The organism is Nesterenkonia lutea (assembly GCF_014873955.1).
GTDB lineage: Bacteria > Actinomycetota > Actinomycetes > Actinomycetales > Micrococcaceae > Nesterenkonia > Nesterenkonia lutea.
The window spans coordinates 2288412-2309686 of record NZ_JADBED010000001.1; the positions used below are offsets into that span (position 1 = coordinate 2288412).

The 21275-nt window shown below is 66.6% G+C and carries 19 protein-coding genes and 1 pseudogene; 12 read left to right on the forward strand and 8 right to left on the reverse strand.

Translation table 11 applies throughout. The annotated features are described in order from the left end of the window. The first annotated feature begins 249 nt into the window (after window positions 1–249). The 4 genes from H4W27_RS10420 to H4W27_RS10435 all read left to right on the forward strand — a co-directional run bounded on the left by H4W27_RS10420 (window position 250) and on the right by H4W27_RS10435 (window position 5659). The gene (locus H4W27_RS10420) at window positions 250–1953 is read left to right on the forward strand and encodes an amidohydrolase (protein WP_318782294.1); all 1704 of its coding nucleotides are present in this window, start codon (window positions 250–252) and stop codon (window positions 1951–1953) included. 62 nt (window positions 1954–2015) lie between these two features. After that, window positions 2016–3062, forward strand: coding sequence for a sugar ABC transporter substrate-binding protein (locus tag H4W27_RS10425; protein ID WP_192595877.1), 1047 nt, complete (start codon window positions 2016–2018; stop codon window positions 3060–3062). Between the two features lie 10 nt (window positions 3063–3072). Further along, the gene (locus H4W27_RS10430; RefSeq protein WP_192595878.1) at window positions 3073–4566 is read left to right on the forward strand and encodes a sugar ABC transporter ATP-binding protein; all 1494 of its coding nucleotides are present in this window, start codon (window positions 3073–3075) and stop codon (window positions 4564–4566) included. A gap of 67 nt (window positions 4567–4633) precedes the next feature. Further along, complete coding sequence (locus H4W27_RS10435) at window positions 4634–5659, forward strand: ABC transporter permease (protein WP_225939085.1); 1026 nt, start codon at window positions 4634–4636, stop codon at window positions 5657–5659. Here H4W27_RS10435 and H4W27_RS10440 read toward each other — a convergent pair. Continuing rightward, on the reverse strand, window positions 5619–6290 hold the full coding sequence (locus H4W27_RS10440; RefSeq protein ID WP_192595880.1) for an O-methyltransferase: 672 nt from the start codon (window positions 6288–6290) through the stop codon (window positions 5619–5621). The two genes, H4W27_RS10435 and H4W27_RS10440, sit on opposite strands and share 41 nt — an antisense overlap. Before the next feature lie 77 nt (window positions 6291–6367). Between H4W27_RS10440 and H4W27_RS10445 the strand changes: the two genes are divergently transcribed. Continuing rightward, on the forward strand, window positions 6368–6883 hold the full coding sequence (locus tag H4W27_RS10445; RefSeq protein ID WP_192595881.1) for a GNAT family N-acetyltransferase: 516 nt from the start codon (window positions 6368–6370) through the stop codon (window positions 6881–6883). 38 nt (window positions 6884–6921) lie between these two features. On the opposite strand, the gene H4W27_RS10450 is transcribed toward H4W27_RS10445, so the two are convergent. The 5 genes from H4W27_RS10450 to H4W27_RS10470 form a co-directional block, all read right to left on the reverse strand. Continuing rightward, entirely contained in the window at window positions 6922–7854 is a 933-nt protein-coding gene (locus H4W27_RS10450; protein WP_192595882.1) for a PDDEXK family nuclease, read from the reverse strand. Window positions 7855–8029: 175 nt separating this feature from the next. Further along, window positions 8030–9316 carry an MFS transporter gene (locus tag H4W27_RS10455; protein ID WP_318782295.1) on the reverse strand — a complete coding sequence of 429 codons (1287 nt, stop codon included), beginning with the start codon at window positions 9314–9316 and terminating at the stop codon, window positions 8030–8032. Window positions 9317–9335: 19 nt separating this feature from the next. Further along, the gene (locus H4W27_RS10460) at window positions 9336–10832 is read right to left on the reverse strand and encodes an NAD(P)-binding domain-containing protein (RefSeq protein ID WP_192595884.1); all 1497 of its coding nucleotides are present in this window, start codon (window positions 10830–10832) and stop codon (window positions 9336–9338) included. Window positions 10833–10963: 131 nt separating this feature from the next. Then, complete coding sequence (gene pyrE, locus H4W27_RS10465; protein WP_404821851.1) at window positions 10964–11578, reverse strand: orotate phosphoribosyltransferase; 615 nt, start codon at window positions 11576–11578, stop codon at window positions 10964–10966. A 10-nt stretch (window positions 11579–11588) separates the two neighbouring features. Beyond that, a complete protein-coding gene (locus tag H4W27_RS10470) occupies window positions 11589–12278 on the reverse strand; it encodes a potassium channel family protein (protein WP_192595886.1) in 690 nt (229 codons plus the stop codon). Window positions 12279–12422: 144 nt separating this feature from the next. Here H4W27_RS10470 and nadE point away from each other — a divergent pair. Further along, window positions 12423–13236, forward strand: a pseudogene (gene nadE, locus H4W27_RS10475) (ammonia-dependent NAD(+) synthetase). Between the two features lie 103 nt (window positions 13237–13339). Further along, window positions 13340–14143 (forward strand): exodeoxyribonuclease III, encoded by an 804-nt coding sequence (locus H4W27_RS10480; protein WP_192595887.1) that lies wholly within the window; start codon window positions 13340–13342, stop codon window positions 14141–14143. A 93-nt stretch (window positions 14144–14236) separates the two neighbouring features. Here H4W27_RS10480 and H4W27_RS10485 read toward each other — a convergent pair whose 3' ends face one another. Further along, on the reverse strand, window positions 14237–14980 hold the full coding sequence (locus H4W27_RS10485; protein ID WP_192595888.1) for a DUF4282 domain-containing protein: 744 nt from the start codon (window positions 14978–14980) through the stop codon (window positions 14237–14239). A 449-nt stretch (window positions 14981–15429) separates the two neighbouring features. Between H4W27_RS10485 and H4W27_RS10490 the strand changes: the two genes are divergently transcribed. Then, complete coding sequence (locus H4W27_RS10490; protein ID WP_192595889.1) at window positions 15430–16398, forward strand: NAD(P)/FAD-dependent oxidoreductase; 969 nt, start codon at window positions 15430–15432, stop codon at window positions 16396–16398. Between the two features lie 237 nt (window positions 16399–16635). Here H4W27_RS10490 and H4W27_RS10495 read toward each other — a convergent pair whose 3' ends face one another. Next, complete coding sequence (locus H4W27_RS10495; RefSeq protein WP_192595890.1) at window positions 16636–16956, reverse strand: hypothetical protein; 321 nt, start codon at window positions 16954–16956, stop codon at window positions 16636–16638. A 341-nt stretch (window positions 16957–17297) separates the two neighbouring features. Here H4W27_RS10495 and H4W27_RS10500 point away from each other — a divergent pair, with 341 nt between their 5' ends. From H4W27_RS10500 to H4W27_RS10515, 4 genes are all read left to right on the forward strand, one after another. Further along, complete coding sequence (locus tag H4W27_RS10500) at window positions 17298–18764, forward strand: protein adenylyltransferase SelO (protein WP_192595891.1); 1467 nt, start codon at window positions 17298–17300, stop codon at window positions 18762–18764. Between the two features lie 85 nt (window positions 18765–18849). Continuing rightward, window positions 18850–19455 (forward strand): helix-turn-helix domain-containing protein, encoded by a 606-nt coding sequence (locus H4W27_RS10505; protein WP_318782297.1) that lies wholly within the window; start codon window positions 18850–18852, stop codon window positions 19453–19455. Beyond that, window positions 19448–20188, forward strand: coding sequence for a B3/B4 domain-containing protein (locus H4W27_RS10510; protein ID WP_192595893.1), 741 nt, complete (start codon window positions 19448–19450; stop codon window positions 20186–20188). The genes H4W27_RS10505 and H4W27_RS10510 overlap by 8 nt, the downstream gene beginning before the upstream one ends. Before the next feature lie 111 nt (window positions 20189–20299). Continuing rightward, a complete protein-coding gene (locus H4W27_RS10515) occupies window positions 20300–21193 on the forward strand; it encodes a dihydrodipicolinate synthase family protein (RefSeq protein ID WP_192596554.1) in 894 nt (297 codons plus the stop codon). The last annotated feature ends 82 nt before the right edge of the window (window positions 21194–21275 follow it).

Here is a 21275-nt window from a genome sequence, read left to right on the forward strand (position 1 = left end):
CTCGCCGGACGGTCTCTCGATGATCTGCCCAGTCTGTGCTGATCTCCCCAGATCAGGTTTGCCTCCCGATGCATGCTCCTTGTGCATACGTGCGCCGGAATTCACGTCAAAGATCGACCGACAGTTTGTTTCACCATTGTTTTGAACTCCTCATCCAAGGTGAATTCCGCACCGCGCTAAACGACAAAGAGCCTGCACGAGTATCCAAGTCGCCCGAACCGTGTCGGACCTAGAGTCACTGCAACCCCAGTGGCGAGACACAGACTTCGCTCACTGCGCACCGGCGAGACAGGACTTCATATGGACGCGGTCGACTTCATCCTCTACAACGGAGTCATCCTGACGATGGATGACCAGCACACGACAGCCACGGCGATGGCGCTCGGCGGAGGGAGGGTCCTCGCCGTCGGATCCGCCGAGGAGATCCTGCGGCTGGACGGGCCGGGGGTCACTCGCCGAGATCTCCGTGGACTGACGGTCCTGCCGGGTCTGGTCGACACACACAACCATCACAATGTCGCCGGGGAGGTGGATCTCCACCGGCTGAAGATCTCCCCGAGCGCGTCTGTGGAGCAGATCGTGCAGGCCGTCAGTCAGTGGGCCGAACAGCTGAGCCCTGGGGCCTGGGTGCTCGGTGGAAGCTGGGGCTCGGGACTCTACGCGGACCTCTCCACCCCCGAGGCGCTGCGCCTGCTCGACGCCGCCACCGGGGACCGACCGGTCCTGCTGACCGATGACTCCCAGCACAACAAATGGGCGAACACGGCGGCGATGCGCCGCGGCGGCATCTTCGAGCTCACGGCGGATCCCGACGGGGGACAGGTCGTCCGGGACCCTGAAGGCCGTCCCACCGGCGTGCTCATCGAATCCGCCGGCGCACTGGTGGAACAGGCGCGGATCGCCGAGAGCGGACCGCTCGACGCCGCACATGTGGCGGCCAGCTCAGAACGGGCGATCGAGATGCTGCATGGATACGGCATCACCGCCTTCCAGGACGCGGCCGCCTCGAAAGAGATCATGGCCGGGCTGAAGACGCTCGACGACGAGGGCCGCCTCAAAGCATGGGTAGTCTCCTCGATGCTCATCAACGATTTCATCTTCGGCACTGAGTTCGTCGGAGATCCCCTCATCAGCAGCGGTGAGCAGTACCGAACCGTGCACCACAGGCCGGACTTCGCCAAGATCTTCCTCGACGGCGTGCCGCCCTCACGGACCGGGGCCTTCCTGGAGCCGTATCTGCCCGATGACCTGCATGGTCATGATCACCTCGGTGCCACCACCATGCCCATCCAGGAGCTCGAAGGGTGGCTGCGGCGCTGCGCCGAGCTGGGCATCGGGACCAAGATCCACTGCACCGGAGACGCCTCCGTGCGCGCCGTGCTGGACACTGTGGAGACCCTCCGCAGTGACGGTCTGACCGAGATAAAGGTCCACATCGCCCACGGCAACTACATCCATCCCGAGGATGTTCCCCGCTTCGGTCAGCTGGATGTGGTCGCCGAGATCTCACCGAGCCTCTGGTACCCAGGGGTCATCGTCGAAGCGCTGAGCAGCGTGCTCCCCGAACCCCGCGCCAGCGAGCTCCACCCGAACCGCGAACTGCTCGACACCGGCGCCACCGTGGCCGGCGGTTCGGACTGGCCGGTCTCGGAGGACCCCAACCCCTGGTCAGCGATCTACGGCCTGGTCACCCGGCGCAACCCCAGCGGCGAATTCCCGGGACAGCTCTGGCCCGAGCAGGCGATCACGCTTCAGGAGGCGCTGCACGTCTACACCACCGGGCCTGCGAAGGCGATGGGCCTGGACGACGTCATCGGGCGCCTCGCGCCCGGATACTCCGCCGACTTCATCCTCCTCGAGAAGAACCCGCTGAGCACCGACATGGAAGAGGTCAAGGACTTCAGCGCCCTCGAGACCTGGTTCGCCGGACACCAGGTCTACACCCAGGAGTGACCCTCCCCGGAGTCACAGATCGTCCCGCATTCACCGCACCACTAGCCAGAGGAACCACAGACATGACACACCTTGACCCCACCGCGCCCTCCCGGCGCAGAACACTGCTGCTTGCCACCGCGCTGACCGCGGGAATGGCTCTGAGCGCCTGCTCCGGGCCACCCGAAGAAGAAGCCTCGGCCGCCGCCGGCGACGACGCCTCCACCGAGGATCAGGGACAGGAGAAGGTGGACAAGATCCTGTTCTCCTACCCGTTCAACGCCCTGCCGGTCTACTCGATCCTGACCGAACAGGCGAAGGAATACGCTGCTGACCGCGGAGTCGAAGTGGTCTTCACCAACGACAACATGGACCTCGGCCAGCAGGTCTCCAACCTCACCACCTACCTCGACGACGACAGCATCGACGCCGCCGTGGTCTTCCCTGCAGACCCGGCCTCGCTGGACCCGATCGCCGCGCAGTACATGGACGCGGGAAAGCACTGGGTCACCTACGGCGGTGACCTCGAGAATCAGGACGCCACCCTCCAGTTCAGCTTCGAAGAGTCCGGATGCATGCTCGCCGAAGACGCCGCGAAGTGGGCCGGTGAGACGCTCGACGGTGAAGGCACCGCCCTGGTGCTCATCGACGAGACGATCCAGATCGGGCAGGAACGCACCGATGGCATCCTCGACTGCCTGGAGGAATCCGCACCCGGGCTGGAGGTCGTCACCCAGCAGTCCGTCACCCCAGGCGATGGTCTGTCCGCCACAAACACGGTGCTCGCGCAGAACCCAGACATCGACATCGTCCTCAGCGCCTCCGGGGATGCGGCCCAGGGCGCTTACCAGGCACTGGTGGAGAGCGGGCGGGCGACTGACGATGAGAACACCTATCTGGGCGGCCTCGACGGCAACGGCACGCTCTTCGCGTCCATGAAGGAGGGCAGCTTCGTCCGGGGGATCGTCACCGCCGCCTTCGACGAGCTCGGAGCCCAGATCATCGATCTGCCGATCGCCGTGGGTGAAGGCGAGGCCGAGGCCGTCGTCGATCTTCCGGCCTACCTGGTGACCGCTGAGAGCGAGGACCTTGATGACTACATCGAGGCCTTCGGCGGCGCTGAGCAGTGAGCGCTGCGCTATGACGTTCAGCGTGAGGAACCTGACGAAGCGGTACGGCGCCACCCTGGCCCTGGATGACGTCAGTCTGGAGATCAACCCCGGGGAGGTGCACGCCCTGCTCGGTCACAACGGCGCGGGGAAATCCACGGTCATCGGGTGTCTGGGCGGTCGCACCTCCCCCACCGGGGGCGTCATCGAGATCGATGGAGACGAGTTCACCGAGCTCTCCCCCCAGGAGTCGATCCACCGGGGCATCGCGGTGATCTACCAGCACATGAGCCTCATCGATTCACTGACCGTCACGGAGAACCTCTTCCTCGGCCAGGAGATGAGCAGGGCCGGTCTCGTGGAACGTTCCCGGCAGCGCGAGATCGCCGTGGAGGTGCTCTCTCGGGTCGGAGCTGCGGCGCGGCCCAATGACCGGGTCGGGGAGCTCTCCATGGGGCAGCGTCAGCTGGTCGAGATCGCCAAGGCGCTGCGCCGCGACGCCAGACTGCTGATCCTCGACGAACCCACGGCCGCGCTCAGCCCGGCCGAGGCCGAACGCCTGGCTGAACTCGTGAAGCAGCTGCGGACCGAAGGCATCGCCATCCTGTACGTGACGCACCTGCTCAACGAAGTCATGCGTCTGGCCGACAGGGCCACTGTGCTGCGCAGCGGCAGAGCCGTCTGGACCGAGAAGATCGCCGAGGTGACCAAGGCAGACGTCGTCTCCGCCATCAGCGGACGGCACGGAACGCAGACCGCGCCTGCCCGGCCCTTCGCGGAGGACGCCCCACCTGTCTTCGAGCTGGAGGGGCTGAGCACGGAAGGGCTGCAACCGGCGACCCTGGCGGTCAGGCCTGGGGAGATCGTCTGCCTCTACGGCCTCATCGGGTCCGGCAGGACAAGGCTCTTGGAGACCATCTTCGGGAAGCGGAGAGCCCAGGGACATGTGCTTGTGGAGGGCCAGCGCCAGATCATCCACAGTCCCAACCACGCATTGAAGGCCGGGATCGCTCTGGTGCCGGGTGACCGGCTCAAACAGGGCCTGTTCGGACGGCTCACGGCTGCCGAGAACACGGTCACCCGGGTGATGACGGCACTGGCCCGGATGGGGTTCCGCGACCGCACCCGTGAAAGCGGAGTCGTCACAGCGACCACGTCTTCGATGTCACTGCGGCCCAATGCTCCGAACCTCGCCGCCTCGCGCTACTCGGGCGGCAACCAACAGAAGATCCTGATCGGCCGCTGGGTCAACCCCGCTTCGAGCGTCAAAGTCCTGCTTCTGGATGACCCAACACAGGGTGTGGATGTCGGAGCTCGCAGCGAGATCTACGCGGTCATCAGGGAGCTGGCCGAGACGCGGCCAATCGCCGTGGTCTTCGCGACCAATGAACCCGAAGAGGCGCTGGCGCTCGCCCATCGCGTGATCTTCATGCGAGACGGTGCGCTCCACGAGTCCCTGCGCGCCGAAGATCTGGATGAAGAGACGCTGATGGACCACATCCACGTTGAACCGGCCAGCTCCTGAGCGCACCCGCGCCCGCCCACTTCTCCCGCACCTAGAACCAAGAAGGTCCCACTCCATGAATCGCTCCATGCCACAACGTCTTCTTCACGGGCTGATCCAGAACCCGCTGCTCGTCATCCTGATCGGGATGGTCCTGCTCGTGCAGGCCACCACCGGGTCGCAGCTGAGCTGGGGGAATCTGCGAGGCGTTCTGCTCGACGTCGCGGTCATCGGCATCGTGGCCGTGCCCGTGGCCATGCTGCTGATCGCGGGATACATCGACCTCTCCGTCGGGTCCACGCTGGCCATCGGCGGGGTCTGCGCGGCGCTGGTCGTGCAGAACACCGGATCGATGTGGCTGGGTGTGGGGGCGGCGATCCTGGTCGGCGCTCTGGTGGGGGCCGTGAACGGGGTGCTGGTCGCCGTCGTCGGTCTCTCCTCGCTGATCACGACGCTTGGAGTGCTCACCGCTGGGCGGGGCGCGGCACAGCTGATGAGCCCCCTGCCGGTCAGCGGCTTCAGCGCCGACTTCGCCTTCCTCGGCGCGGGCGCGATCGCAGGTGTCCCGGTGCCGGCGATCATCGCAGGACTGCTGTTCATCCTGGCCGGAGTGTACCTGGTCATGACTCCGACCGGGCGCCACATCTACGCAGTGGGCGTCAACCGCGAAGCCGCCTACCTCTCCGGCATCTCCACAAAGCTGATCCCCCTGGTGCTCTATGTGGTCGCCGGGGGCTCTGCGGGGCTCGCGGGTGCGCTCACGGCTGCGCGGCTCAACAGCGCCCCTGCAGGGCAGCTCGGTGCAGGATTCGAACTGGCGGTGCTCACGGCGGTGCTCATCGGCGGCATCGCCCTGACCGGCGGCGAAGGGAACATGTTCGGCGTGCTGATCGGGGTGCTGTTCATGGGGCTGCTCTCCAACAGCCTGACGCTGCTCGGGGTGGAGACCTTCTGGCAGAACGTGGTCAGCGGCCTTGCGCTGGTCGCCGCGGTCATCATCTCGCTGGGGACCCAGCGGCTGCGCGGGAGGCTGCTCACCCTCGAGGCGAAGAAGGTGGCCGCCCCGCAGGCGCTCAGTTCACCCGGGCCAGCACGAACCCGTCCCAGCCCTTGAGTCCCACGGTCTGCAGCGCGGTGGCGGTCAGTCGGTCATCGGCGGCGATCATCTCCAACAGCGTGCGGATGCCCTGGATGTCCGGATCCGCGCTGTCCTGGTCGAGCACGGCGCCGCCTCGCACAACGTTGTCCACCACGATCACAGTCCCGGGATGAGACAGCGCGATGGCGGCCTCAAGGTAGTGCGGGTTGTTGGCCTTGTCCGCATCGATGAAGACCAGATCGAAGGGTTCGGCGCCCTCTCCGATCAGGGTCTGCGCGGAGTCCCTGCCCGGTCCGACACGCACCTGCACGCGGTCTCCGACGCCCGCCGTGTCGCAGTTCCGCCGGGCCACGGCGGCCGCCGCCGGGTCGATCTCCAAGGTGACCACGGCGCCGTCGTCGTCCATCGCCCGGGCCATCCAGATGCTCGAGTACCCGGCCAGGGTGCCGAACTCGAGCACCCGCTTGGCACCGGAGACCTGCACGAGCAGCCCGAGGAACGCGCCCATGCCCTCGGTGACATCGATCCCCGGAGTTGATGTCTTCGAGGAGCTGCGCCGGGTTTCCGCGAGCGCCTCATCCTCGTCGACCAGCGTCTCGATCAGGTACTGGTCCACGGCCTGCCATGTGTTCTGCTCTTCATCCATATCAGCACCCTAGGCCCGCCGGGGTCCCCTCGGCCATGGCTGGCAGACCCCGACGGGCACAGGTCTATGCTCCTGGTATGCCCGACGCCGCGCTCATGATTCGACCCGCCGAGCTCCGTGACCTCTCCCAGGTCGTGATGATCCAGACCCATTACGCGCACCACACGGTGATCACCTTCAGCGAGGAGCCGATGAGCGTGGCCGAGTGGGCGGCCGCTCTTGAGGAGAAGCGGCAGGCCGCCCACCCCTTCCTGGTGGCGGTGCAGGCCGGCGTCGTCCTCGGTTTCGCCTACGCCGGGCATTGGCGGAAGAAGTCCGCCTACCGGCACACCGTGGAAGACACGGTGTATCTGCGACCGGGCTCGCAGGGGCGCGGGATCGGCCACGCGCTGCTGGGCGAGCTGCTGGACCGCTGCGAGCAGGCAGGTCACCGGGAGGTGATCGCGGTGATCTCCGAGGACGAGTCCACCCGCGCCTCGTACTCCCTGCACCTGAAGCTGGGGTTCACCGAGGTGGGGCGGCTCGCTGACGTGGGGGTCAAGCGCGGGCACACTTTGAGCACGATCCTGATGCAGCGGTCGCTGGGGCGCTGAAGCCTGCCTGGTAGGGAGGCCCGCCTGGTGCAGCGGCGTCACCGGCGGGCGATCGCCGCACGGACCTGCTCTGCTGCCTGGGCGAAGCCCTCGCGGGAATCCTCCAGGTTGAAGCGCAGCACCAGCCAGCCCGCCGCGAGAAACACGTTGTCTCGGCGCTGGTCGGCGCGCTGCTGCACCGGGGTGAAGTGCGTGTCACCTTCGTACTGGATCGCGATCTTCCATGCCGGGTAGCCCAGGTCTGCACGAGGAGAGCTCCGCCTTCCCGGCTGCGCGGGGACCTGGAGCTCCGGCTCCGGCAGCCCTGCTCGGACCAGCGCGAGCCGGAGCAGGGTCTCCTGCACGGAGTCGGACCCCATGCGGATCGACCCGAGAGCTGCGAGGCACCGTCGTCGTCCCGGCGCGCCGTGGGAGTGGTCGAGCAGGGCCTGGAGTTCCTGGATCGTGGCGTGTGCCTTCGAGCGCCCATCGAACTTGGGGTACGGGCGCCGCACCAGCTGATCCCCCAGGATGATCAGCTCTCCCACGCTGCAGAGTCCTGCGACATCCAACCAGACCCTTGCGGGGGAACTCAGCCTCACCCCCGAGCGTTCGACCACGTCTTCAGGTCTGACCGAGACGCGGTGCCCGCAGATGCCGCTGCGGCGTGCCCGAAGATCAGATGCCGCCGGAAAGGACAGGTGCACACGCTGATCACGCAGCACCCTGTCCGGCAGCCACAATCCATGAAGCCGCGCCGCACTGACATGGGAGAGCCACATGCCCGGGTGATCCCCGAGGAGAGCCGCGGCCTTGAGCTGCAACGTTCCGAATGGAGTCTGCGCAGCGGCGAGCCCTCGCCGGGCGTAGACGCCGGATCCGAGCGCAACGATGTCTCTGCGTCGCAGCCGCTCCCGGGAGACGCCCCGGCGCAGGGCCTGAGCCGCCGTGAAGGCCCGGCCTGAGAACTCCGGCGGGAGCGTATCCACCATGAACTCAGTGTGCCCAGAACCTTCCGGATCCTTGAGTTATCCACAACGGCACATCCAGTGGGCGATTTGAGGGAATTACTCGGCCGATCCGGGCCCAAGATTCCCTCATATCGCCCACTCGATGGGGACGGGCGAGGAGCGGGCGAGGAGCGGGCGAGACTGGGGTGAGGCGCGCTCACCCGTGAGATTTCCGGCCGGGAAGACTCGCGGCGATCGCCGCCATACCGAGCAGGGCCAGTCCGGCCAGGACGCCGAACATCGCCTCGTAGCTGCCCAGCCATTCGGCCAGGATCGCTCCCAGAAAGGGCGCCACCGCCACGGAGAGCATCATCGGACCGTTGAGCACCCCGGAGAGGCGTCCATACTCGCGGGTCCCCCACCTGTCGGTGACCGCTGTGGCCTGGAGCAGCGTCAGGATCCCGCGGGCGACGCCGGCGGCCATGGAGATCAGCACCAGCAGGACCGTCGGCGTGATGTCCCAGGCCAGGGCCCCCGTGGTCAGCGCCAGCAGGGCGTAGATGATCACGCTGCGCTGCCGAACCGAGGTGCGGCGGTCCAGCCGCGCGTAGAAGAGCCGTCCGAGGACCTGTCCCACGCCGCCCAGACCCAGCACCCACGCGGCGATCATCGGGGAGACCCCGCGCTCCACCAGCATCGGCACCAGGTTGATCAGGCCCGCGTACATGGCCACGGCACCCAGCGCCATCCCCACCACGAGCAGGATGTAGGGGCGACTGCGCATGATCCGAGGCGCGTAGCCGGTATCGGCGAGCACGGGCTCAGCGTGCGGGGTCTCGGAGTTCGCCGCAGCAGACCGCGCGGGGCGGGCGGCAGCGCGCGTGACATCCGCCTCGACGCGTCCGCGGGACGTTGCGGCTGCTTCGACCTCTTCGGCAGGCCAGGGTCGGCGCAGCACCAGAGCATGGACCGGGACCACGACCGCTCCCAGGACCATCGCCAGCACGACATAGGCCTCTCGCCAGCTCAGCTGGACGGCGAGGATCTCGGTCAGCGGGGCGAAGACCGTGCTCGCCAGGCCTCCGGCGAGGGTGACCATGGTCAGGGCGAAGATCCGCCGCGACCCGTACCAGCGGGTCAGCGCGGCGAAGGCCGGCGGGTACAGCGTGCCTGACATCGCCATGCCGATGCCCAGCCAGCCCAGCAGGAACACCCAGTACGACGGCGCCGCGGCCACACCCAGCAGCCCGAGGACGGCGAGCGCGGCCCCTGCGGTCATGATCAGTCGCGGACCGCGCCGGTCCAAGACGCGTCCCAGGGGAATGCCGAGCAGACCTGAGACCACCAGTCCAACAGAGAACGCAGCGGTCAGCGCGGTGGCTGACCAGCCGGTCTCCTCGGCGATGCGCGGCTGCAGGACCGGGAAGGTATAGAAGAGCACGCCCCAGGAGATGATCTGGGTCAGGCAGAGTCCTGCGAGGACCGTCCGTCTGGAGGGATGCACCCGCTCAGTGTTGCTGACCTCAGCCGTGGCGACCATGGAGCACGCCGGTGGACGCGCCGAGGCCCGCCCCGAGCGGCTCTGGAACCGCGACCCCGTTCTCTGTCTCCGATCGTTCCGGGGCAGAGCAGGACTGCGTCTGATCAGCCGCCGGGACTCCGCAGGACTGCTCGTCCTGCGGGCCGGGCGCGCTCACCCCCGAGCAGACCCCGGTCTCCGGCAGATGCAGATTCCGGACCGCCGCGTCAGCGCCTGCGAGGTGGGCCGCGATGGAACGAACCTGCTCGTAGCCGGTCGCGAGGAGGAACGTGGGTGCCCGCCCATAGGACTTCATCCCGGCCATGAAGAAGCCCTCCTCCGGGTGGGCCAGCACATCGGCACCGTGGGCCTCCACGGTGCCGCAGGAGTGGAACTCGGGATCGATGAGCGTGGCCAGCCGGCGCGGAGACTCCACGGCGGGATCCAGCTCCAGGCGCAGCTCGCGCAGCATCTCGAGCTGCGGCCGGAACCCGGTGGCAGCGGCCAGGAAATCGACCCGGACGCGGCGACCGTCGGCGAAGGCGACCTGCAGGGAGGAGGTGATCACGGCGTCGTCGTCGGTCTTCTCCTGAACTCCAGCGCTGCTCCCGGTGCTGCTCCCGGTGCTGACCACGGCACCCTCCAGAGCGTGGATCTCGGCATCCGTGACCAGCGTGATCTCGCCCTCTTCCACGAGCCGGCGGAGTCGTTGACCCAGGGCGCCTCTGGCCGGCAGCTGGTCCGCGTCCCCGCCGCCGTAGACGCGCTCGGCGGACTCGCCGCGGATGGCCCAGGTGATGCTGGTGGCACGATCTCGGCGCTTGAGCGCGGCGAGATTCAGCAGAGTGTTGACCGCACTGTGCCCGGCGCCCACCACCAGGGTGTGCCGGCCGGCCAGGCGCTCCGCCTCGGCGCCGAGCACATCGGGCAGCGAACCCAGCAGTCGCTGCACCACGGCGGGATCCTCCTCGCCCAGGGCGGGAAGTCCGGCGGCGCCGAGCGGGTTCGGGGTTCCCCAGGTCCCGGAGGCGTCGATCACGGCACGGGCCTGAAGCTCGGTCACCGCCCCGGCGTGGGCCACGCGAAGCACGAACGGCCGGCCCGCGCGGGCCTTGACGTGGGTCTTGTCGCGCTGACCGCGGCTGATGGCCAGCACCCGGTGATCAGTCCGGATCCGACCAGCGAGCCCCGGAAGTGCCGCCAGCGGTTCCAGGTAGTCCCGCACGAGGTCAGCGCCGGTCGGCAGTGCCGTGGGGCGCGGAGACTCCCAGCCGGTGGGCTCGAGAAGCGCTGCTGCGGCAGTGTCGATGTTGTACCGCCACGGCGAGAAGAGCTTGATATGACCCCACTCCCGAATGGTGGCACCGACCTGGTGCTCAGCCTCCAGAATCAGCGGTTCCAGGCCCTGGACCAGCAGGTGTGCGGCGGCGGCGAGGCCGATCGGCCCGGCTCCGATGACGACGACGGGCAGTTCAGCGGTGCTGGCGGTCTCGGTTGTCATGAAGGCTCCATCTCGGCGGTCGGTGCGCGAAGAAGGTGGAGGCATCGATGCGCATCGATATCATTCGATGAACTGAGCTTAACTCTGTTCATCGATGGACGTCAATGGACCGGGGATCGGGCTTCGGCGGATCAGTCGAGGCCGAGGTCGTTCCTCGAATACGCGAAGAGGTACGGAACCCCCGCCGTGGCTTCGATGTGCTCCTTGGCACCCGTGTCGCGATCGACGATCACGGCCACGGCCTGGACCAGGCCGCCAGCGGCGCGCACGGCCTCCACCGCAGTCAGGGCAGATCCGCCGGTGGTGGAGGTGTCCTCCAGCACGACGACCTTTCTGCCGTCCACGCCTGGCCCCTCGACCTGGCGCCCCATGCCGTGGGACTTCTGGGCCTTGCGGACCACGAAGGTGTCTGTGGCGACACCCTCCTGCGCCGCCGCATGCATCACCGCAGTGCCCACCGGATCCGCCCCCATGGTCAGGCCGCCGGCGGCCACATAGTCGATGTCGGCCTCACCGAGGAGATGTCGCATGACCCGTCCCACCAGCGGGGCGGCCTCGTGCTGCAGCGTGATGCGCCGAAGGTCGATGTAGTAGTCGGCCTCCTTGCCCGAGGACAGCGTGACCCGGCCGCGCACGACGGCGAGCTCACTGATCAGCTCCTGCAGGCGGCGTCGGTCGGCGGCGTGAGCGGAGGCGGACTGCGGAGTGCCGGGGGTGCTGGGGGTGCTGGGGGTGCTGGATGTCATGGAATCCATCCTATTGCGCGGAGGCAGGCTCTGACGGAGGTCCGGCCTCCTCGGCAGGCTCCTGCTGGGTCTCAGCGATCTTCTCCACGAACCACGAGGCCAGGGTCGCCGTCACCGAACCGATCAGCGCGATGCCAGAAACCATCAGACCGACCGCGATCAGCCGGCCCAGGCCGGTGACCGGATAGTGATCGCCATATCCCACTGTGGTGATCGTGACGAACGCCCACCACACGGCATCGGCGAAGCTGTTGATGTTGGCTCCCTCCGCGTTCTGCTCCGCATCAAGGACGCCCAGGGAGGCGACCAGCACGAGGATCCCGGACGTGCCCGCCACATACAGCGTGACCCGACCGCGCAGCGCAGAGCCAGCCGTCTTGTGCAGCACCGAGAGCAGCTTCACGAGACGCAGCAGCTGAAGCGGCCGGAGAAACGGCAGCAGGGCCATCGCCAGCTCATGGAGATGGGTGAAGAACCACCGCCTCCGGTTCTGCACCAGCACCAGGCTCACGACATAGTGCAGCGCGAAGATTACCCAGACGCCCGTCATGAATGCCTGCGGCCAGGAGACATCAGTGGGCCTGAGATTGGAGATCACGACATAGGCGTAGATCCCGAGGAAGAGCAGCGCAATGACGGCCATCGGCCACTCTGTGAACCGATCCCACCGCTCATAGCGCGATTCTGAAGTCTGTAGCATCAGGCATTCCCCTCGGACCCGCGGTGTGATGGACGTCCAGCGTACCGAGCAGGGCTTCGCACCCACCCCGGACCACGGGAGTGTCGAGCAGACTCACAGGAAGCGGAGACCTGACAGAAACGTCTCGCTGAGTAGACTCGGCTCATGCGAGAGCTACAGAGTGTCATCGTCGAGGAAATGGGCGTCAAGCCCGAGATCGATCCCGCCGAGGAGGTCGCCCGACGGGTGGACTTCCTGGTGGACTACGCGAAGGCGGCCGGCTCCACGGGCTTCGTGCTGGGCATCTCCGGCGGCGTGGACTCCTCTCTGGCCGGCAGGCTCTGCCAGCTGGCGGTCGAGAAGCTGCGAGTCGTATTTTCACGCCGTGCGCCTGCCCCACGGTGTTCAGCATGACGCCGACGATGCCGCCAAGGCAGTGGACTTCATCGCCCCCGACCAGACCGACACCTTCAACATCGAGAAGGCCGTCACCGGCGTCGATGTCGCCTTCCGTGAGTCCTTCGGGCGCCCCTTGGAGGACTACCATCGCGGCAATGTGAAGGCTCGACTGCGCATGACCGTGCAGTACGCCATTGGCGGGGAGCATGATCTGTTGGTGGTCGGCACCGACCACGGAGCTGAATCCACCACTGGCTTCTTCACCAAATACGGCGACGGCGGGGCCGATGTCCTGCCGCTGTTCACGCTGAACAAGCGTCAGGTGCGCCAGCTGCTGAAGCATCTCGGGGCCTCCGAGACCCTCTGGGCGAAGGCTCCCACGGCGGACCTTCTCGATGACAAGCCCGGCCAGCTCGATGAGACCGAGCTCGGCATCAGCTACGACCACATCGATGACTACCTCGAGGGCCGGGAGATCCCGGACAGCGAAGCAGAGGTGCTCGAGAAGCACTTCCTGCGCACCCGACACAAGCGCACCGTCCCGGTGAGCATCGCGGACGACTGGTGGCGCGAGAGCTGAACCGTGTGCCCGCGTGCGGGCCGTCCGTGAACCTGCGCGACGGGGTCCACGTCGCCGACCAGCGCCGCGGGTTCCACTGGCAGCCGCTGGTAGTTTGGGGGCCATGCGGATTGCGACATGGAATGTGAACTCGATGCGGGCCCGGGCCGACCGGGTCGAGGCATGGCTGGACCGATCAGACGTGGACGTCCTGGCCCTCCAGGAGACCAAGTGCAAGGACGAGAACTTCCCCTGGGAGGTCTTCGAGAACAACGGATATGACGTCGCGCATTTCGGGCTGAGCCAGTGGAACGGCGTCGCCATCGCCTCGCGTGTGGGCCTCACTGATGTCGAACGCACCTTCCCGGACCAGCCGAGCTTCGGCAAAGGTGGCAAGGACCCCATCCAGGAGGCCCGCGCCATCGCGGCCACCTGCGGCGGGGTCCGCATATGGAGCCTCTACGTCCCCAACGGCCGCGCGCTCGAGGACGAGCACATGGGCTATAAGCTCTCCTGGCTCCGCCACCTGCAGGTTCATGCGCAGACCTGGCTCGCCGAGGATCCGCAGGCGCAGATCGCGCTCATGGGTGATTGGAACATCGCGCCGCAGGACGAGGACGTCTGGGACATCGAGCTCTTCCGCAGACAGGGGCTGACCCATGTCTCGACGCCTGAGCGTGAGGTCTTCCAGACGTTCCTGGACAGCGGCTTCGCCGACGTCGTCCGTCCGCATACTCCCGGTCCCGGGGTCTACACCTATTGGGACTACACCAAGCTGCGCTTCCCCAAGAAAGAGGGCATGCGCATTGACTTCGTGCTGGGCTCCCCGGCGCTGAGCGAGCGCGTGAGCTCGGCCTTCATCGATCGCGAAGAGCGCAAGGGCAAGGGCGCCTCAGACCATGCCCCCGTGGTCGTGGAGCTGGACTGACCCCGCAGACACAGACCATACGACGACGGCACCTGAGCCTCCCCGGGGAGGTTCAGGCGCCGTCGTCGTTGCGTGCAGTATGGCGGATCAGGCTCAGCGGCGGCTTCTCAGTTCGCCGCGCAGCTGCTCCATCTCGACCCGGACTCCTGCAGTGTTCTGCGAGGTGCGGACCATGGCGATCATGAATTCCAGCGTGATGCGGATCAGGATCAGATAGATCGCGGCAGGGATCCATCCCAGCAGCAGCACCAGCAGCCCTGCGACAGGCCCCTCGGTGAAGGCAGAGATGACGGCCACCAGATACCCCAGGGCGATGAAGACCATCAGGATCACGTAGATGAACTTGGCGAACTTCACCGTCACGAAGCTCTGGAACGAGAGATCGAACAGCGCGGCGAAGAAGTTCTTGCCCTCGACTGAGTTCCGCTGCTGGGGCTGCTGCGGGTAGGGGTGCTGCTGGTACGGCTGGGGCTGGCCCCCGTATGGCGGGCCACCCTGGCCGGACTGTGGCTGGCCGCCGTACTGGGGCCCACCGGGACCGGGCTGACCCTGGGGCGGGTACCCACCGGACTGCTGGGAATAGCCGTAGCCAGAGGAGGCTGAGGCTGCCGACTGCGCCTGGTGCGCGCCCGAGGTGGGCTGCCCGTAGGGACTCTGGGTCGGCTGCCCGTATCCCGGAGCAATGGGTTCGGTCGGCCTGTGTCCCCCGGAGCCTGCTGCCTGCCCGCCTGTCTGATCGCCGGCTTCGGGTGTGTCCCCGTCCATCTCATTCGGAGTCTCACGACTCGGAGTCTCTTCGCCGTCTTCGGACCTGTCCTGACCTGGGTGTTCAGTCATTGCGCCTCCTGTACTGTGCGGTCATTACGCCCTGGACTCAACCTATACGAGCCCCTCCTGAACAGTCGAGGACTCTGGGTTGCCCCCGCCCCGCGTTTTACCTGGACCAAGGCGATCTACCGCCCCCACCGTAGGCCCCGTAGATTCCGCTCTGACGCCATAGGTCCGGGTCCGCTTGCCCCAGGCCACCAGACGACATAACTTGAGAACCGCAGCCTCATCGTCCCCTTCTTCCAGGAGGGATGAGGGCGATTCGAGTCGGTCGAGGGATGCCCGTGCGAACTGTCCCACGGCGGAGTCCGCCACGAGAACAACCGGAGGAGCCCAATGTTTCTGCATGAACAAGCCCTTCCGTGCAGGGCCGCCCCAGAACAGACCGCAGTTGCGCTCCAGGACAGGCTCGACAAGGAATAGACCCCTCCCCGCCCCCTGCGAACCCCAGAGGACCGATGAGCTTCTCCCTCCCATCTGAAATCGACGCCCTGGTAGTGGGCGGCGGCCCCGCTGGCCTGGCCGCCGCAACCTGGTTGGGCCGCTACCAGCGGCGCACCCTGGTGGTCGACGCCGGGGAGCACCGCAACCGGTTCACCGACCAAGTCCATGGACTGCTGGGTCGAGACCCCATCAGCCCCCAGGACCTGCTGGCTGAGGCTCACGCTGGACTTGAGCAGTACCAGCAGGTGGTCATCCACAGCGGGACGGTCACCGCCGTGGACCGCACCGAGGACGGCAGGTTCCGCGCCACGGTCGACGGCGCCCCAGTCTTCGCCGAGCGCGTCGTGCTGGCCACCGGGGTCCGGGACCAGCTCCCAGCGATCACCGGCATCGAGGAGCACTACGGCACAGATGTGTACCACTGTCCCGCCTGCGACGGCCACGAGTTCCGAGGGGGAAACGTGATCGCCCTGGGCGCGGGCGAACACGTGCCGGCCTACGCTGCCGAGCTGCTGGAGTGGGCCCAGGCTGTATGCGTCGTCACCGACGCCGACGAGCCGGTCTTCGACGAAACCCAGTATGAGACTCTGTCCCGGCATGGAATCAGAGTGGTCGACGGGGTAGCCCAGGCCCTGATCGGTCCTCCCGGGGCCTTGGAAGGGCTTCGACTGGACGATGGCACCGTGGTGGACGCCGATGCCGTGTTCTTCTCCTACGCGCATCATCCGACCAACGACCTCGCTCGCCACCTCGGGTGTGAACTGGATCAGGAAGGTCTGATCCAGGTGGACGGTGACCAGCTCACCAGCGTCGAGGGGGTCTACGCCGTCGGGGACATCACTCCCGGCATCCAGCTCGTCCCGGTGGCCATCAGTCAAGGTGTCGTCGCCGGAGTGGCGTGTGCGACCTCGCTGCGTGAGAACCGCACCACCCACGGGCCGGATCCAGCTCCGCCTGTGCGACGGTTCACCCTCGACCGATAGCGGCAGCACCCGTACTCCGACCGCACAGTCTGATCAGTCTCGGTCGCCTGTGGAGGACTTCGGCACGACCGTTCGACGACCAGGTATGGACACCGGCGCGGGGTACATGCGTACCCTGAAGGACCATCCACCGAACTGAGGTGAGTTCATGTGAGCATCTGCTCCGAACCCTCAGTCATCGTGCGTGCTCTGCGTCGAGCATCCTGCTGAGGCCATACTTCAGCCCCGCTTCCACACTCAGAGGTGAGCAGGATGAACAACGTGACTCCGCGATCCAAGAATCTCCGTGAACTGCTCCACCCCATAGGTCTCACGGTCTGTCAGACCCAGGGACTGGCCCGGGCAGCCCGACTGCTCCGTGACACCGGGGCCGGTCACGTCGTCATCACCAATATGTCCGAACAGCCCCTGGGACTGATCACCGAGCGCGATATCGAGAAGTTCAAGCAGCTGCACCCGGCAAAGTGGGCTTCCAAACGGTGCGCCTGCGCTGTGCGGGAACAACTCCGTGTGCAGATCGATGATCCTATGGACAGCGTTGTAGAGGTGCTCAGCCACAACGAGATTCGCCCCCCTTCTGGTCTTCGATGGCCATGCACTCGCGGGCGTTCTGCCTCCTGCCGAAGTCTTCCAATGGTGCGCTGCTCACAGGCGCCGAGATCTTGACCGGCTTGCTGCCCGAGCCCGCCGGGAAGAGCAGCAGCTCACCCGGGAGACGCCACCGCCGTCTCAGACAGGAACACAGCGAATACCGAGGTCCTCGGACCAGTCTTGAACACCGAGCAGCTCCAGAGCCCTCAGCTTCGCGGATGCCCCAAGACACTGCCCGCCGATCTACGATGGTGATACCTGCCTGGAAGACCATCTCTCTGATGTGGAAGGACGCGAGGTGCCGCCCTATGAGCGCCCCAGCACAACCCGATATCGCACTGGATCGCCGCTTCGCCGAGGAGTTCCCCGAGCTGTCGATTCCCTGGACTGCTGAAGAGGCGCCCGCCCCGCGGCTGATCGTGCTCAACACCCCGCTGGCTCATCAGCTGGGACTCGACCCCGCAGACCTGCGGAGCCCTGATGGCCTCCGCCTGCTGGTCGGCAACAGAGTGCCACCCGGCGCCGCGCCGGTGGCGCAGGGGTACTCCGGCCACCAGTTCGGCGCATACTCTCCGCGCCTGGGTGACGGACGGGCACTGCTGTTGGGCGAGCTCACCGACAGCGACGGCCAACTGTGCGACATACACCTGAAAGGATCGGGACGGACCCCCTTCGCCCGCGGCAACGCCGACGGTCAGGCTGCTCTCGGTCCGATGCTGCGCGAATACGTCATCAGCGAGGCCATGCACGCCCTCGGCATTCCTACCACCCGTTCTCTGGCGGTCCTCGCCACAGGTGACGTCGTCCAGCGTGAGAAGCCATTGCCCGGTGCGGTGCTCACCCGAGTGGCCAAGAGCCACCTGCGCGTCGGCAGCTTCCAGTATGCCCGCGCCACCGGCGGCAGCGAGCTGGTCCGCCGTCTGGCCGATCACGCCATTGCCCGGCATGCCCCTGAGGCCGTCAACGCTGAGAACCCATATCTCGCACTGTTCGCCTCGGTGGTCTCTGCTCAAGCGCAACTGTTGGCCCAGTGGATGCTCGTCGGCTTCGTCCACGGGGTGATGAACACCGACAATATGACCATCTCCGGGGAATCCATCGATTACGGCCCCTGCGCCTTCATAGATGTCTTTGACCCCGCTGCGGTCTACAGCTCCATCGATCAGACCGGCCGCTACGCCTACCGGAACCAGCCCGTGATCGCCGAATGGAACCTCGCCCGTTTCGCCGAGACTCTGCTCCCCCTCTTCGACGATGACGACGAGCATGCCGTTGCCCTGGCCCAGGAGGCCCTGGGGGCCTTCCGAGGTGAGTACAGTGCTGCCTGGTCGCGCGGCATGAAGACGAAGCTCGGTCTGCCGGAGGACCTGGACGACGAGATCAGCTCACCGGTGGTCGATGACCTGTTGACCCTGCTACAGCAGCAGTCGATCGACTACACCTCGTTCTTCCGGGCACTCAGCGACGCTGCCCGCGGCGACACTGAACCTGTTCGACAGAAGGCCCTGAATCTGGAGACACTCGACGCCTGGCTCGAAGGCTGGCGCAGCCTCGCCCCGGACGCCGAACAGATGGACAGGGTCAACCCTGCCTACATTCCGCGGAACCATCTGGTGGAGGAAGCTCTCGAGGCGGCAACCGATGGCGACACCGCACCGCTGCACCAGCTCCTGGAAGCCGTGACCGATCCCTACCAGGAACGGGACGGCTTCACTCGCTATGCTTCTCCAGCGCCGGCGAGCTTCGGCCCCTACCGAACCTTCTGCGGGACGTGAGGTCCCGGCACGTGTGAACCAGCAGAGCTGCCTCTTCGGGGTCACTCTTCTCACGAGTTCACTGAAAGTGCACTATAGTGCTCGAGTGAAGCACAGTCAGAACACTCTCTCCGCCGCAATCGGGGACCGAGTCCGGCACCATCGGCTCCGGCGCGGTTGGACTCTCGACCACCTTGCCGAGGCCTCCTCGGTCAGTCGGCGCATGTTGATCAACGTTGAACAGGGAGCCGCCAACCCAAGCGTCGGGACCCTGTTGAAACTCAGCGAAGCCTTGAGCGTGGGACTGCCCGAGCTGGTGGAGTCCCCCGAGGCCGGGTCCATCAAGGTCACGCGCGGTGGCCAGGGGGCGCTCCTCTGGTCAGGAGACTCCGGAGGGCGTGGAGTGCTCGTGGCATCAGTCGAGACCCCCGATGTGCTGGAGCTGTGGGACTGGAGTCTCGGTGCACACGACGCTCACACCAGCACCGCCCACACTCCCGGCACTCGAGAGCTGCTCCAGGTGCTGGACGGCTCGGTGACGCTCGACGTCGACGGACAGCTCCATCTGCTGGAGAACGGCGATGCCATCACCTTCCCCGGCGACGTGCCCCATTCCTACACCAATCCACACCCGCACCCCGCCCGCTTCACCCTGACCGTCTTTGAACCCGGCAGGACACCTACACACCGCAGGGAGACCAACCATGCCTGAGTCCACGGACGACCAGAAGCTTCTCGCGGCCGCGCACGTGGACGACGCGGTCTTCGACCTGCGGCCGGATTACCAGGCGCTGCTGCTCATCGTCGAGGGAATCGTCCCCGGTGCCTCCGACGAGTCCAGCGAGGCGCTGCTGAGCCAGGCCGAAGCATCCACCGCGCAGAGAGTGACCGAGGGTCCCATCGAGGAGCTCGAACACGTCGCCGCCTGGCGGGAGGCCTACCGAGCCTTCGGTGCCAAGCCTCAGCGCACCCGCAACAGCCTCGAAGCGCTGACCAGGCGCGCCGAGACCGGGCTTCCGCGAGTGAACCGACTGACCGACATCTACAACGCGATCTCGGTGCTCCACCAGATCCCCCTGGGCGGGGAGGACCTCGCCGGCTATGTCGGGGCCCCGCACCTGGTCCGTGCCAGCGGCGAGGAACCTTTCGAGGTGACCTCCGACGGTGAACCCAGCCTTGAATACCCCAAGCCGGGCGAGGTGATCTGGCGCGACGACGCCGGTGTGACCTGCCGGCGGTGGAACTGGCGCCAGGGTCCGCGCACCCAGCTCACCGCAGAGACAACCCAGGCATTGTTCATCCTGGACGCGCTGGCACCCGTGACCATCGAGGACCTGACCATGGCAGCAGATGCCCTCGTGCAGCACCTGAGTGACTTCAGTCCGAATCTGCGGACCTCCCGCCGGATCATCTCCGCCGAGACCACCGGGCAGACCCGCCTGTGATCTCGGGCTGGGGGCAGGCGCGAGCACCCGCTCTTGGAGACCAGCCCCCTTCCCACCCTCGGCCCCCACGACTGACCCCATAGGTGTCACAGACCCCGTAAGGGAAGCATGATGTTCACCGGCCGCAGTGCCTTTCCGCTCACGCCCATCAAAGACGACGCCGTCGATGAGACAGCTTTCGCCCGTCTGGTAGAACGCCTCGCCGCCGAGAACGTGGACTCGGTCACGGCTCTGGGCTCGACCGGATCCTACGCCTACCTCTCCACGCGGGAACGAGCCCGTGTCACCGAACTCGCTGTGGAGCATGCACAGCATGTTCCGGTCCTCGTCGGAGTCGGGGCTCTGCGCACCTCCGATGTCATGACGCACGTGGAGAACGCCCAACGCGCTGGGGCCTCCGGACTGCTGCTAGCGCCGATGAGCTACCAGCCACTGACCGAGGACGAGGTCTACTCGCTGTTTCGCACCGTCACCCAGAACGCCTCAGCACCTGTGGTCGTCTATGACAACCCGGGCACCACCCGGTTCACCTTCAGCACTGAGCTCTACGGGCGAATCGCCGCCCTTCCCGGCATCGCCTCGATCAAGATCCCTGCCGTCTCCGGGGAACTCCACCAGGCACGGACGCGCATCGATGAGATCCGTGCGGTGATCCCCGAGCACGTCACCATCGGAGTCTCGGGTGATCCGACCGCCGTCACCGGCATGCTGGCAGGATGCGATGCCTGGTACTCCGTCCTCGCGGGCACCCTGCCCCGCGCCGCGAAGCGCATCATCGGACCCGCCCTCGCAGGACACGCCGCCGAGGCGGTGGCCGAGTCTCAGCGGCTCGCTCCGCTGTGGGGCCTCTTCACCGACCACGGCAGCCTTCGTGTCGTGGCCGCGATCGCCGAACATCTCCGCCTCACGGACCACCCGAATCTGCCTGCCCCGCTCCGCGGACTCCCACCGACGGCGCGACACCATCTCAGAGAGGCTATAGAGAAACTCGCTCTTCTCCCGTGAGACTGATTCTTGTCGAAGTCACCAGGCGATGTTGGGACCACAGGGCAGTGGCCCACGCCTGCAGGTCTTCCTCGGTGACCCA

Excerpts from the sequence above, each read along its gene's own strand:
- H4W27_RS10425 (WP_192595877.1), top strand. The coding sequence starts at position 2,016 with ATGACACACCTTGACCCCACCGCGCCCTCCCGGCGCAGAACACTGCTG.
- H4W27_RS10430 (WP_192595878.1), top strand. The coding sequence starts at position 3,073 with ATGACGTTCAGCGTGAGGAACCTGACGAAGCGGTACGGCGCCACCCTG.
- H4W27_RS10435 (WP_225939085.1), top strand. The coding sequence starts at position 4,634 with ATGCCACAACGTCTTCTTCACGGGCTGATCCAGAACCCGCTGCTCGTC.
- H4W27_RS10440 (WP_192595880.1), bottom strand. The coding sequence starts at position 6,290 with ATGGATGAAGAGCAGAACACATGGCAGGCCGTGGACCAGTACCTGATC.
- H4W27_RS10445 (WP_192595881.1), top strand. The coding sequence starts at position 6,368 with ATGCCCGACGCCGCGCTCATGATTCGACCCGCCGAGCTCCGTGACCTC.
- H4W27_RS10450 (WP_192595882.1), bottom strand. The coding sequence starts at position 7,854 with ATGGTGGATACGCTCCCGCCGGAGTTCTCAGGCCGGGCCTTCACGGCG.
- H4W27_RS10460 (WP_192595884.1), bottom strand. The coding sequence starts at position 10,832 with ATGACAACCGAGACCGCCAGCACCGCTGAACTGCCCGTCGTCGTCATC.
- pyrE (WP_404821851.1), bottom strand. The coding sequence starts at position 11,578 with ATGACATCCAGCACCCCCAGCACCCCCAGCACCCCCGGCACTCCGCAG.
- H4W27_RS10470 (WP_192595886.1), bottom strand. The coding sequence starts at position 12,278 with ATGCTACAGACTTCAGAATCGCGCTATGAGCGGTGGGATCGGTTCACA.
- H4W27_RS10480 (WP_192595887.1), top strand. The coding sequence starts at position 13,340 with ATGCGGATTGCGACATGGAATGTGAACTCGATGCGGGCCCGGGCCGAC.
- H4W27_RS10485 (WP_192595888.1), bottom strand. The coding sequence starts at position 14,980 with ATGACTGAACACCCAGGTCAGGACAGGTCCGAAGACGGCGAAGAGACT.
- H4W27_RS10490 (WP_192595889.1), top strand. The coding sequence starts at position 15,430 with ATGAGCTTCTCCCTCCCATCTGAAATCGACGCCCTGGTAGTGGGCGGC.
- H4W27_RS10500 (WP_192595891.1), top strand. The coding sequence starts at position 17,298 with ATGAGCGCCCCAGCACAACCCGATATCGCACTGGATCGCCGCTTCGCC.
- H4W27_RS10510 (WP_192595893.1), top strand. The coding sequence starts at position 19,448 with ATGCCTGAGTCCACGGACGACCAGAAGCTTCTCGCGGCCGCGCACGTG.
- H4W27_RS10515 (WP_192596554.1), top strand. The coding sequence starts at position 20,300 with ATGTTCACCGGCCGCAGTGCCTTTCCGCTCACGCCCATCAAAGACGAC.